The organism is Pseudomonas sp. SJZ080, from assembly GCF_007828295.1.
Taxonomy (GTDB): domain Bacteria; phylum Pseudomonadota; class Gammaproteobacteria; order Pseudomonadales; family Pseudomonadaceae; genus Aquipseudomonas; species Aquipseudomonas migulae_A.
The window spans coordinates 59125-72464 of the sequence record NZ_VIUK01000011.1 but is presented as its reverse complement, the minus strand read 5'-3'; the positions used below and the strand labels follow the sequence as shown (position 1 = coordinate 72464).

9 protein-coding genes are annotated in these 13340 nt (G+C 59.8%); 3 read left to right on the top strand and 6 right to left on the bottom strand.

The window, feature by feature from the left end; genetic code table 11:
- Positions 1-212 precede the first annotated feature (212 nt).
- The 3 genes from betA to betI all read right to left on the bottom strand — a co-directional run bounded on the left by betA (position 213) and on the right by betI (position 4261).
- Complete coding sequence (betA, locus tag FBY04_RS16090; protein ID WP_145315786.1) at positions 213-1916, bottom strand: choline dehydrogenase; 1704 nt, start codon at positions 1914-1916, stop codon at positions 213-215.
- 170 nt (positions 1917-2086) lie between these two features.
- The gene (gene betB / locus FBY04_RS16085; protein ID WP_084318477.1) at positions 2087-3559 is read right to left on the bottom strand and encodes a betaine-aldehyde dehydrogenase; all 1473 of its coding nucleotides are present in this window, start codon (positions 3557-3559) and stop codon (positions 2087-2089) included.
- Positions 3560-3667: 108 nt separating this feature from the next.
- Positions 3668-4261: a transcriptional regulator BetI gene (betI, locus tag FBY04_RS16080; protein ID WP_084318476.1), complete on the bottom strand. Its 594-nt coding sequence runs from the start codon at positions 4259-4261 to the stop codon at positions 3668-3670.
- A gap of 378 nt (positions 4262-4639) precedes the next feature.
- On the opposite strand from betI, the gene FBY04_RS16075 reads away from it, so the two are divergent.
- On the top strand, positions 4640-6589 hold the full coding sequence (locus FBY04_RS16075; protein WP_235864486.1) for a BCCT family transporter: 1950 nt from the start codon (positions 4640-4642) through the stop codon (positions 6587-6589).
- Positions 6590-6815: 226 nt separating this feature from the next.
- Here FBY04_RS16075 and choV read toward each other — a convergent pair whose 3' ends face one another.
- The 3 genes from choV to FBY04_RS16055 form a co-directional block, all read right to left on the bottom strand.
- A complete protein-coding gene (gene choV, locus FBY04_RS16065; protein ID WP_084318474.1) occupies positions 6816-7994 on the bottom strand; it encodes a choline ABC transporter ATP-binding protein in 1179 nt (392 codons plus the stop codon).
- Positions 7991-8836 carry a choline ABC transporter permease subunit gene (choW, locus tag FBY04_RS16060; protein ID WP_084318473.1) on the bottom strand — a complete coding sequence of 282 codons (846 nt, stop codon included), beginning with the start codon at positions 8834-8836 and terminating at the stop codon, positions 7991-7993. The genes choV and choW overlap by 4 nt, the downstream gene beginning before the upstream one ends.
- Positions 8837-8902: 66 nt before the next feature.
- Entirely contained in the window at positions 8903-9850 is a 948-nt protein-coding gene (locus FBY04_RS16055; protein WP_084318472.1) for a choline ABC transporter substrate-binding protein, read from the bottom strand.
- Between the two features lie 435 nt (positions 9851-10285).
- Between FBY04_RS16055 and FBY04_RS16050 the strand changes: the two genes are divergently transcribed.
- Together FBY04_RS16050 and FBY04_RS16045 are read left to right on the top strand one after the other, a co-directional pair.
- Positions 10286-11662, top strand: coding sequence for an L-serine ammonia-lyase (locus tag FBY04_RS16050; RefSeq protein WP_145315785.1), 1377 nt, complete (start codon positions 10286-10288; stop codon positions 11660-11662).
- A gap of 539 nt (positions 11663-12201) precedes the next feature.
- Positions 12202-13305 carry a GlxA family transcriptional regulator gene (locus FBY04_RS16045; RefSeq protein ID WP_017341204.1) on the top strand — a complete coding sequence of 368 codons (1104 nt, stop codon included), beginning with the start codon at positions 12202-12204 and terminating at the stop codon, positions 13303-13305.
- The last annotated feature ends 35 nt before the right edge of the window (positions 13306-13340 follow it).

The following is a 13340-nucleotide window of genomic DNA, read 5'->3' as shown; positions in this document are numbered from 1 at the left end:
GATTAGGCCTGGGCGGGGGGGAGTTCAAGGGTGGGGCGGTGTGGGAGGGATTGCCGGAGGGGGGGCAGGTAGAGATGTGTTGTCTGGTCGGGCCCCTTCGCGAGCAAGCCCACTCCCACATTTGATCTCGGGCGTACACAAGATCTGTGTTCACTGAAAATCAAATGTGGGAGCGGGCTTGCTCGCGATGGGCGCACCGCAGTGTAGCTGTCTTACTGAGCAGTCAGGCTCACATCCCGCAACGGCTTGCCACGCACCGGTGCATCACCGGCCACGTAGTAATCGGCGGTGCTGCGCGGCAATGGCTTGCGACCACGGATCTTGTCGGCGATTTTCTCGGCGATCATGATCGTTGGCGCATTCAGGTTGCCGGTGGTGATGATCGGCATGATCGAGGCATCGACCACGCGCAGGGCTTGCATGCCATGCACACGACCTTCGCCATCGACCACGGCCATTTCGTCGGTGCCCATCTTGCACGAGCAGGACGGGTGGAACGCGGTTTCGGCGTGTTCGCGGATGAACTTGTCGAGCTGCTCATCGGTTTGCACGTCGATGCCCGGGCTGATTTCGCGGCCACGGAAGGCGTCCAGCGCAGGCTGTTGCATGATTTCACGGGTCAGGCGGATGCCGTCGCGGAATTCCTGCCAGTCCTGCTCGGTGGCCATGTAGTTGAACAGGATGCTCGGGTACTCGCGAGGGTCCTTGGACTTGGCCTGGATGCGACCGCGGCTTGGCGAACGCATGGAACCCATGTGCGCCTGGAAGCCGTGCTCTTTCACGCCGTTGCTGCCGTTGTAGTTAATGGCAACAGGCAGGAAGTGGTACTGGATGTTCGGCCAATCGAATTCCGGACGGGTGCGAATGAAACCGCCGGCTTCGAACTGGTTGCTGGCGCCAATGCCGGTGCCGTTGAACAGCCATTCGGCACCGATGGCCGGCTGGTTGTACCAGAGCAGCGACGGGTACAGCGAGACCGGTTGGGTGCAAGCGTATTGCAGGTACAGCTCGAGGTGATCCTGCAGGTTTTCGCCGACGCCTGGCAGGTCGTGGACCACCGGGATGTCGAGTTTTTTCAGCAGTTCGGCCGGGCCGACGCCGGAGCGTTGCAGAATCTGCGGCGAAGCGATGGCGCCGGAACACAGCAACACTTCTTTGCGGGCGCGGACTTCAACGCGCTCTTCAGCGGCGCCGATCAGGTAACGCACGCCAACGGCACGCTTGCCTTCGAACAGAATCTTGTCGGTCAGGGCGTGAGTGACGATGGTCAGGGTCGAGCGCTTCTTGGCGATGTCCAGGTAGCCGCGCGCGGTGCTGGCGCGACGGCCGTTCGGCGTCACGGTACGGTCCATCGGGCCGAAGCCTTCTTGCTGGTAACCGTTCAAATCTTCGGTGCGCGGGTAACCGGCTTGCACACCGGCTTCAACCATCGCGCTGAACAGCGGGTTATTGCCGGCTTTCGGCGTGGTCACGCTGACCGGACCGTCGCCACCGTGGTAGTCGTTCGGGCCGATGTCCCGAGTTTCCGCTTTTCTGAAATAGGGCAGGCAGTTGAGGTAGTCCCAGTCTTCAAGCCCAGGCAGCTTCGCCCAGTTGTCGTAGTCCATCGCGTTACCGCGGATGTAGCACATGCCGTTGATCAGCGAAGAACCGCCCAGGCCCTTGCCGCGACCGCATTCCATCCGGCGACCGTCCATGTGTGGCTCTGGATCGGTTTCGTAGGCCCAGTTGTAGCGACGACCTTGCAGCGGGAACGCCAGGGCGGCCGGCATTTGCGTGCGGAAATCCATGCGGTAATCCGGGCCGCCCGCTTCGAGCAGCAGGACGGTGACGCCTTCGTCTTCAGTCAGACGGGTCGCCAGGGTGTTACCGGCCGAGCCGGCACCGATGATGATGTAATCGAATTCTTGGGACATTGAATGCACCCTCTTTAGATATGGTCAGGTCTGGCGAGTGCTGCGCACTCGATCGCCAGCAAGCCGGCTCCTACAGGATCGGGGGCGCCGTGGCTTTTGTGCACGACGCATAAAACCGTAGGAGCCGGCTTGCTGGCGATAGCGGCCTCGCAGGCGAAGCAGATGTCGCCTTAGAAAACCGAGGCGTAATCGCCCAGTTCGACCTGTACCGATTTGATGCGTGTGAAGTTGTTCAGCGAGCTGATGCCGTTCTCGCGGCCAACACCCGACTGCTTGTAGCCGCCGACCGGCATCTTCGCGTCGGACTCGCCCCAGGCGTTGATCCAGCAGATACCGGCTTCCAGTTGATGAATCACGCGGTGAGCGCGGTTCAGGTCCTTGGTGACGATACCGGCGGCCAGGCCGAAGTCGGTGTCGTTGGCACGACGGATCACTTCTTCTTCGGTTTCGTAGGTCAGGATCGCCATCACCGGGCCGAAGATTTCTTCGCGCACGATGGTCATCTCGTCGGTGCAGTCGGTGAACACGGTCGGTGCCACGAATGCGCCTTTGGCGAAGTCACCTTCGGTCAGACGGCTGCCACCGCACAGCACGCGAGCGCCTTCTTCCTTACCTTTGGCGATGTAGCCCAGCACGCTTTCCATGTGGGCAAAGCTGACCAGCGGACCGAAGTTGGTGTTTTCGTCTTGCGGGTCGCCGATGCGAATGCGTGCAACGCGCTCGGCGATCTTGGCTTCGAACGCCGCTTTCAGGTGAGTCGGTACGAACACGCGGGTACCGTTGGTGCAGACCTGGCCGGAGCTGTAGAAGTTGGCCATCATCGCGGTGTCGGCGGCGCGATCGAGGTCGGCGTCGTCGAATATGATCAGCGGGGACTTGCCGCCCAGTTCCATGGTCACGTCTTTCAGCGAAGAGCTGGAAGCGCTGGCCATTACCTTCTTGCCGGTGTCGGTGCCGCCGGTGAACGAGACTTTTTCGATGCGCGGGTGCTCGGTCAGCCAGGTGCCGACTTCACGGCCGCTGCCGGTCAGGACGTTGAACACGCCAGCCGGAACGCCTGCTTCGGTGTAGATCTCGGCCAGTTTCAGGGTGGTCAGGGAAGTGACTTCGCTTGGCTTGAAGATCATCGCGTTACCGGCCGCCAGGGCAGGAGCGGACTTCCACAGAGCGATCTGGATCGGGTAGTTCCACGCGCCGATACCGGCGACAACGCCCAGCGGCTCGCGACGGGTGTAGACGAACGAAGTCGTGCGCAGTGGAATCTGCTCGCCTTCGATGGCAGGAACCAGGCCTGCGTAGTATTCCAGCACGTCAGCGCCGGTGACGATGTCGACATACTTGGTTTCGGAGAACGACTTGCCGGTGTCCAGGGTTTCCAGGGCCGCCAGTTCATCGTTGCGCTCGCGCAGGATGTCCACGGCACGGCGCAGGATGCGCGAACGCTCCATGGCGGTCATCGCGGCCCAGATTTTCTGGCCCTTTTCGGCGCTGACCACAGCGCGCTCGACGTCTTCCTTGGTCGCACGCTGTACGTTTGCGAGGACTTCACCGTTAGCCGGGTTGATGGCTTCGAAAGTGGCGTCGCTGCTGGCGTCGGAGTAACCGCCATCGATGTAGAGTTTTTGCAGTTCGAAACGGGCCATAAAGTCCTCGCAAGTGCATAAGTGGTTGGCGTTAACCACCGGGGTGTGCCGTGGAGCAGTTGGCATCGCCATCGGTAGCGTTCAGGGGTTGAGCGTTCTATGTGTGCTCTAACTCACCTGCTTGGCCAGTTGGAAATCCATGTATTCGTAAGCGATCCGGTGCGCCTGCTCGGTGTCGAAAGCATCTCCCGACAGCGCGCCGCGCAACCACAAACCGTCAATGAGGGCTGCCAGGCCCCGGGCTGCACTGCGCGCATCATCGAGCGGCAATACGCGGCGGAACTGGCAGCACAGGTTGGAATACAGACGGTGATCGTTGATCCGCTGCAACCTGTGCAAAGACGGGTGGTGCATGCTGGTGGCCCAGAAGGCCAGCCAGGTTTTCATTGCCGGGCCATTGACCTGGCTGGCGTCGAAGTTGCCTTCGATGATCACCTGCAGATGCGCCCGCGGGCTGGCATCTGTCAGCGCCTGACGGCGCGCGGTGACATTCTCGCTCAGGACACTCATCAGGTACTGCGCCGTGGCAGCGATCAGGCCGTTCTTGTCCTGAAAGTAATGACTGATGATGCCATTCGAGACACCGGCCAAACGGGCGATCAGCGCAATGCTGGCATCCCCCATCCCGACCTGATCGACGGCCTGCAATGTGGCTTCGATCAATTGCTGGCGGCGGATGGGTTGCATACCGACCTTGGGCATCTTGCACATCTCCTTAGGCCTTCCGGCAGACGCAAAACGCCTATCGGATTGAGGGCCAGTCTATTTTGTTTTGATTGAACGTTCAATCAACAAAGAATAAGATCTGCGACAAATCGTCGCTGCTTACAGATTTTTCCTACGTGTAAATGGCGATAAACCGACATCCAAAACGGCTCGAAACCTATACGCAACGGCGTCTACAGGCTTCGGGCTTTTTTCGGGGTGTCTTTATATCACCCGCCGGTCGGCTGCCAACTAATCGATTGGTCGGGTATCGCGTTGCCTTGTGTTCTTCTCTCGCACTGCCGGAGCATCTGTGCCATGAGTTCTGCCTCTCTAATAAAGACCCCACCCGAGAAGGTGACGGTCAACGGTTGGGTGTTCTACACCTCTACCGCGCTGATCCTGCTGTTGACCGCCATTCTGATCATCGCCCCGCAAGAGGCCGGCAGAATGCTCGGAGTGGCTCAGGCCTGGTTGTCCCGCAGCTTCGGCTGGTACTACATGGTGGTGATCGCCGCTTACCTGGTTTTTGTGGTCGGCCTGGCATTTTCGTCCTACGGCAAGCTCAAACTGGGCAGCAAGGACGACACCCCGGACTTCAGTTATGGCGCCTGGGCGGGGATGCTGTTCTCCTCGGGTATCGGCATCTCGCTGCTGTACTTCGGTGCTTCCGAGCCGCTGGACCACTATTTCAACCCGCCGGAAGGCGTTTCGGCCAGCAACATGGCCGCGCGCCAGGCGGTGCAACTGACTTTCCTGCACTGGGGCCTGCATGGCTGGGCGATCTACGCACTGGTCGGCCTGGCCGTTGCTTACTTTGCCTACCGTCACAACCAGCCGCTGGCGTTGCGTTCGGCGCTGTATCCGCTGGTCGGTGAGCGTTGGGTCAAAGGCGCGGCCGGTCACGCGGTGGACGGCTTCGGCATGTTCGTGACCCTGTTGGGGCTGGTGACGAACCTGGGGATTGGTTCGCTGCAAGTTTCGTCGGGCCTTGAAAACCTGTTCGGCATGGAACATAGCAATACCAACCTGCTGATCGTGATCATCGTGATGAGCACCGTGGCGACCATCGCTGCCGTGTCCGGCGTGGAAAACGGCATTCGTCGTCTGTCCAACCTGAACATCGTGCTGTTCAGCGGCCTGCTGATTTTCGTGCTGCTGTTCGGCCCGACCCTGCATCTGCTCAACGGCTTCGTGCAGAACATCGGCGACTACCTGAACGGCGTGGTGCTGAAGACCTTCGACCTCTATGTGTACGAAGGCGACAGTGAGAAGTCCGACCGCTGGTTGGGCCTGTGGACCCTGTTCTACTGGGCCTGGTGGATTTCCTGGGCGCCATTCGTAGGCATGTTCATCGCGCGTATTTCCCGTGGTCGCACGGTGCGTGAACTGGTGGCTGGCGTGCTGCTGATCCCGCTGGGCTTCACCCTGGCGTGGCTGTCGATCTTCGGTAACTCGGCCCTGGACCTGGTGATGAACCATGGGGCGGTGGAGCTCGGGAAGACGGCGCTGGAACAACCGTCGATGGCAATCTACCAGTTGCTGGAGCATTACCCGGCGTCGAAAGTGGTGATCGGCGTGTCGATCTTTGTTGGTTTCGTGCTGTTCCTGACCCCGGCGGATTCCGGCGCGGTGATGATGGCCAACCTTTCCTGCAAGGGCGGCAATGTTGACGAAGATGCGCCGCACTGGCTGCGGATCTTCTGGTCTGTCGTGATCACCCTGGTGACCATCGGCCTGCTGTTCGCCGGTAACTTCGAAGCCATGCAAACCATGGTGGTGCTGGCCGGCCTGCCGTTCTCGGTGGTGCTGGTGTTCTTCATGTTCGGCTTGCACAAGGCCATGCGCCAGGACGTGCAGATCGAACAGGAGCAAGCGGAACTGGCTGCACGCGGTCGTCGTGGCTTCAGCGAGCGTCTGACTCAACTGGATTTGCAGCCGAACCAGTCGATCGTTCAGCGCTTCATGGACAAGCAAGTCAGCCCGGCGCTGGAAGAGGCCGTGGTGCAATTGCGTGGCAAAGGTCTGGACGTGCAAACGTTGCTGGGCAAGGCCAAGCGTTGCATGGGCCTGCGGATCGAGATGGAAGAGGGCAACCCTTTTGTCTACGAAGTGAGCCTGGATGGCTACCTGGCGGCGGCGAGCGACACGGTGTCGGCTGAAAGTGCCGATGAGCCGCGCGCACGTTACTACCGCGCCGAGGTGTACCTGCACAACGGCAGCCAGGACTACGACTTGATGGGCTTCACTCAGGATCAGATCACCCGTGACGTGCTCGATCAGTTTGAAAGCCATCGGCAGCTGCTTGGCCGGGTCTATAGCTGAGTAATCAAGGGCGCGGTGTTTCGGTCTGAAGCACTGCGTCGCATTCTTCGCGGGCAAGCCCGCTCCCACACTTGATCTCTAGTGGTCACCCATTCTGTGTTCACTGCAGACCTGATGTGGGAGCGGGCTTGCTCGCGAAGGGGCCATCAGCCGCAAAGCTGATTGACCCGATATCCCATAAACAAAAACGCCGCGATATTCTCGCGGCGTTTTTGTGTCTGCTGCCTTAGCCCAGGTTCTTGCCGAGCAGCGCGTGATACAGTTCGCTGTCGCCGAGAATCCCGACCACCTTGTTGTTGTCATGCAGTACCAGCTTGTTGCCGGTCTGATAACGAATCTGCAGCGCATCGCGCATGCCGATGTTCGAATCCACCAGGGTAGGTCGACGACCCAGGCCTTCCACGGCCTGACCTGGCACCCAGTTCTGCAGGTCCAGGGCCGAACCATTCTGGCGTGCGCCCTTGATGGTGTTGCCTTCGGCCAGGTCCAGCCACGAATCGCCGCCCGGATCGAGGCAGACCGAACCGTTGATGCGTTTGCAGTTGTCGAGGGTGCGCATCAGGCTGCGACCGCACAACACGTTCAGCGGGTTGGTGTGCGCAACGAAGGTCCGCACGTAGTCGTCCGCCGGGTTCAACACGATTTCTTCCGGCTTGCTGTACTGAATGATCCGACCGTCTTTCATGATCGCGATGCGGCTGCCGAGCTTCAGGGCTTCATCGAGGTCGTGGCTCACGAACACGATGGTTTTGCTGAGCTTGCGTTGCAGTTCCAGCAGTTCGTCTTGCAGGCCTTGGCGAATCAACGGGTCGAGTGCCGAGAACGGTTCGTCCATCAGCAGAATATCGGCATCCATCGCCAGCGCGCGGGCCAGGCCGACACGCTGCTGCATGCCGCCGGAGAGTTCGTCGGGCTTCTTGTTGCGCCACTGGGTCAGGCCCACCAGCTCAAGCTTTTCGTCCACCAGCTTGCGGCGTTCTTTCTCGGGGCGGCCCTGCATTTCCAGACCGAAGCTGATGTTCTCGCGCACCGTCAGCCAAGGCATCAGGGCGAACTTCTGGAACACCATCGCGATGCGCTTGGTGCGCATCATTTTCAGTTCGGCGGCACTGCAGGCGGCAATGTTGATTTGCTTGCCTTCGTGCTCGACGAACAGCTTGCCACGGCTGACGGTGTTGAGGCCGTTGATGCAACGCAGCAGGCTGGATTTGCCGGAGCCGGACAGGCCCATCAGCACGCAGATTTCACCTTTTTCGATGTCCAGGCTGGCCTTTTCAACGCCAACGATCTGCCCGGTCTTTTTCAGGATCTCGCTGCGGGTCAAGCCTTGATCAAGAAGTTTCAAGGCCTCGCGCGGATCTTTAGTGAAAATCACATCGACGTCTTCGAAGCGAATAATGCTCATGCGTCACCCCCTACTTTAGCGTCGGGTTGTTTGCAGATACGGTCGAGCATGATCGCCAGCAGTACGATCGCCAGGCCCGCTTCGAAGCCCAGGGCGATATCAGCAGTGTTCAGTGCGTTGACCACCGGTTTGCCCAGTCCGTCGGCGCCCACCAGTGCGGCGATCACCACCATCGACAGCGACAGCATGATGCACTGGGTGATGCCGGCCGCGATGCTCGGCATGGCGTGGGGCAGTTCGATCCTTGTGAGCAGTTGGCGACGCGAGCAGCCGAAGGCTTTGCCGGCGTCCATCAATTCTGCGGGTACATCGCGAATGCCCAGGTAAGTCAGGCGGATAGGCGCGGCAATCGCGAACACCACCGTGGAGATCAGGCCCGGGACCACACCCAGACCGAAGAGGGTCAGGGTAGGAATGAGGTAAACGAAGGTCGGTACGGTCTGCATCAGATCGAGTACCGGACGCATCACGGTGTAGAACATCGGTTTGTGCGCGGCAACAATGCCCAGCGGCACACCGATGACCACGCAGACCAGGGTGGCGAACAGCACCTGGGCGAGGGTTTCCATGGTTTCCTGCCAGTACCCCAGATTGAGGATCAGCAGAAAGGAGGCAATGACGAAAACGGTCAGCCCCCACTTTCGTTGAATGAAGTGTGCCAGTAGCGCGATGAGGCCGATCAATGCCAGCGGGTTGAACCAGGTCAGCGCAAAAGTCACGCCGTGGATCATCGTTTCCAGTGACACGGCGATTGCGTCGAAGGTGTTGGCGCCGTGTTGCGTCAACCATTCAACGAAGCCCGCGATGTACTGGCCTAGAGGTATTTTCTGATCAATCAGCATGGTAGTGAACGTCCGCATGCAAGGAAATAAACAGCCCGGGCGAGCGAACCCGCCCGGCGTAAGCGATTACTGCGCGAGCTTGGCTTTCACGGCCTCCAGGCCTGGTTTACCGTCAATGGTGGTCACGCCAGCGAGCCAGGTATCGAGGACCTGTGGATTCTTTTTCAGCCAGGCCTTGGCGGCCGCTTCAGGCTTCATTTTGTCGTCCAGGATGTTGCCCATCAGTGAGCTTTCCATGTCGACGGTGAATTCCAGGTTTTTCAGCAGCTGACCAACGTTGCTGCATTCCTGGACGTACCCCTTGCGGGTATTGGTTGCCACGGTGGCGGCGCCGAAGTCCGGGCCGAAGAAGTCGTCACCACCGGTCAGGTATTGAATCTTGAAACGCTTGTTCATTGGATGCGGCGCCCAGCCGAGGAATACGACGGCGGTGTCGCGTTTCTGGGCGCGGTCGACTTGCGACAGCATGCCGGCTTCGCTGGATTCGACCATCTTGAAACCGGCGTCCTTCAAGCCGAAGGCGTTCTTGTCGATCATACTCTGGATCAGACGGTTGCCGTCGTTACCCGGTTCGATGCCGTAGATCTTGCCGTCGAGTTCTTTCTTGAACTTGGCGATGTCGGCGAAGTCATGCAGCCCTTTGTCATACAGCGCCTGCGGCACAGCGAGGGTGTACTTGGCACCGGTGAGGTTGGTGCGCACGACATCCACGGTGCCGGCATCGCGGTAGGCCTTGATGTCGTTTTCCATGGTCGGCATCCAGTTACCCAGGAAGACGTCCATGTTCTTGCCGTCAGCCAGGGACTTGTAGGTCACCGGCACGGAAATCATGGTGGTTTTGGTCTTGTAGCCCAGGGCATCGAGCACGACGCTAGTGGTGGCGGTTGTCGCGGTAATGTCGGTCCAGCCGACATCGGAGAAGTTTACGGTGCTGCACTGAGCGGGTTCTGCGGCTTGAGCCAGTAACGGCAGACTCAGCATGGCGGCCAACAACAACGACGGGGAACCTTTCATGGATGGACTCCTTGGTGTTTTTTTTGGCAGTGTTCCGACTGGACCACCGCACTTATAGGTTGCGGTTGGATGGCGTTTTGGAGACAGCTCTACCACGGCGCCTTGCAATCGAGTCGATATGATCATGTACCAGTGAAAATCTGACGCCTACAGGGTGCGTCGTAACCAGTACAGGGATGGTCGCATCCAGTGTCGGTGACGTCGTTTACAGATTTTTTCAGCCCGTTTTCCCCCTCTGCATCGCAAAAAAATGGCGAAAACATGGCGTAAAACGCACACGGCGTTGGTGAGCATGAGTACGTCGGTGTGAGACGTCGAACGACACCGCAAAAGCCTGATGATGCGGCCATCTCGGCGGATTGCAGCTTGAGCGTAGCAGCTCCGTCACCGGGCGCTTCTGCGCCTGGAGTTGGCACATCCAGGAGTTCGGCAGTAATGGCTATCAGCGTTTTCGACCTGTTCAAAATCGGCATCGGCCCTTCCAGTTCGCACACCGTGGGGCCGATGCGCGCCGCGGCGCTGTTCGTGCAAGGTTTGCGTGAGCAGGGTCTTTTGGAACAAGTGCGGCGTGTTGAAGTTCAGCTCTACGGTTCATTGTCGGCCACCGGCATCGGTCACGGCAGCGACAACGCGGTGATCATGGGACTGATGGGGGAGTGGCCGGACGCGATCGATCCGTCGCAAATCGGCATCCGCATTGAAACCCTGCGCGAAACCCACACGCTGCTGCTTGATGGGCGTTTATCGGTGCCGTTCATCTGGGCCCGGGACATGCGCCTGATCGACGAAAACCTGCCGTTCCACCCCAACGCCATGACCCTGATCGCCGAAGGCGATGACGGCGAGCTGCATCGCGACACCTACTATTCCATCGGCGGTGGATTTGTCGTCGATGAAGCACAAGCTTCCAGCGGTGTGGTGGATCTGGATCGCACGGTGTTGCCGTACGATTTCTCCAGCGCCGTCGAACTGCTCAGCCTCTGCAAGCAGCACAACCTGCGCGTCGCCGAACTGATGATGGCCAACGAGAAGGTCTGGCGCAGCGAAGAAGAAATCCGCGCCGGGCTGATGAAACTCTGGCGGGCGATGCAGGATTGCGTCGAGCAAGGCCTCAAGCACGAAGGCATCCTGCCCGGTGGCCTGAACGTGCGCCGTCGCGCGGCCAAATTGCACCGTAGCCTGCAGGAGTTGAACAAGCCCAACGTGATCGGCTCGACGCTGAGCGCGATGGAATGGGTCAACCTGTTCGCCCTGGCGGTCAACGAAGAAAACGCCGCCGGCGGGCGCATGGTCACGGCGCCGACTAACGGCGCGGCGGGGATCATTCCGGCGGTGTTGCACTACTTCATGAAATTCAGCGAGGCGGTGACCGACGCCAACGTGGTCGACTATTTCCTCAGTGCCGCAGCGGTGGGGATTCTGTGCAAGAAGAACGCCTCCATTTCCGGTGCGGAAGTCGGTTGCCAGGGCGAAGTCGGCTCGGCTTGCGCCATGGCGGCGGCGGGGTTGGCGGAGATCCTCGGCGCCACGCCGGAGCAATTATGTAACGCGGCGGAAATCGGCCTGGAGCACAACCTCGGCCTGACCTGCGATCCGGTCGGCGGACTGGTTCAAGTGCCGTGCATCGAGCGCAACGCGATTGCCGCGGTGAAGGCGATCAACGCGGCGCAGATGGCATTGCGCGGTGATGGGCAGCACTTTATCTCGCTGGATCGGGTGATCCGGACTATGCGTGATACCGGGGCGGATATGCATGACAAATATAAAGAGACTTCGCGGGGTGGGTTGGCGGTGAGTGCGGTGGAGTGTTGAGCTGACCCATCTCTGTAGGAGCCGGCTTGCTGGCGATGAACGATAACGCGGTCACTCTGAAAACCGCGTCGGTCCGATCGCCAGCAAGCCGGCTCCTACAAAAGAACCACCAGAGCAGTCAAAACTGCGCGCTAAGTGAACACAGAAATTGGAACGCGCCACGTTTTGGCGCGTCGCTTACAGATAAGCCACTTGTATCAACTCTGGGATCCAAATCGGCCCTGACCGTCCGTCCCCTGTGCTTGCGGTGACACTCTGTCCTGAGGCGTCGCAAGCCTGTTCCCACAAGTGCTACCGATTTGCTCACACGCAACGGAGCAGAGCGCTTGCAGCCCTTCATGCCACTGATAATCCCTACTCGCGACGCGGCTTATATAGACACGCTGCGACGTCGTTTTCAGGAGTTATTGAACGCGCATTCAATTTTAGGCATGGCAATTGCTCTGTCATTACAAAGCCCGTCTCCCATGCGAGAACGATGGCAATAACAAGAGCCTCCGCCTGAGGCCATCACCCGCTTTGTGTGAGGAGATACCGCGATGACGACGTTCAACTCAGGGGCTCAACCCCAGAACCGTGCGCCTCAATCCATCGGCTTTCTGCTGCTGGACAATTTCACGCTGATTTCTCTGGCCTCCGCCGTAGAACCCCTGCGTATGGCCAACCAATTGTCCGGCCGCGAGCTGTATCGCTGGACCACGCTCACCGTCGACGGCGGTCAGGTCTGGGCCAGTGACGGTCTGCAGATCACCCCCGACGCCTCCATGCACAAAGCACCGTCCATGGACACCATCATTGTCTGCGGCGGTATCGGCATACAGCGCACTGTTACTCGCGAACACGTCTCATGGCTGCAAAGCCAGGCGCGTCAATCCAAGCGCCTCGGTGCCGTCTGCACCGGCAGCTGGGCCTTGGCCTGCGCCGGCCTGCTGGACGGTTTCGATTGCAGCGTGCACTGGGAATGCCTGGCCGCTATGCAGGAAGCATTTCCGCGTGTGGCGATGAGCACACGGTTGTTCACCCTCGACCGTAACCGTTTCACCAGTTCAGGCGGCACGGCGCCGCTGGACATGATGCTGCACCTGATCAGCCGCGATCACGGTCGTGAACTGTCGGCCGCGATCTCGGAAATGTTCGTCTACGAGCGCATCCGTAATGAACAGGATCATCAGCGCGTGCCGCTCAAGCACATGCTCGGCACCAACCAGCCGAAGCTGCAGGAAATCGTCGCGCTGATGGAAGCCAACCTCGAAGAGCCGATCGACCTCGACGAACTGGCGGTGTATGTCGCCGTGTCCCGTCGCCAGCTCGAGCGGTTGTTCCAGAAATACCTGCACTGCTCGCCGTCGCGTTACTACCTGAAACTGCGCCTGATCCGCGCCCGGCAGTTGCTCAAGCAAACGCCGATGTCGATCATCGAAGTGGCATCGGTGTGCGGCTTTGTGTCCACGCCGCACTTCTCCAAGTGCTACCGCGAATACTTCGGCATTCCGCCGCGTGACGAACGCGTGGGTTCCAACACCACGCAGCAAGTGGCGATGATGCCGCTGCCGCAAGCATTGGTGCTGTCGCCGTTGTCCGGGCCGTTGTCGGCGTTGAGTCAGGCGCGCAACGAATCGACGTTCGCCAGCGTAAGGCTCTAAGCCGAGGCTCCTTTAGAAAAAGATCGCAGCCTTCG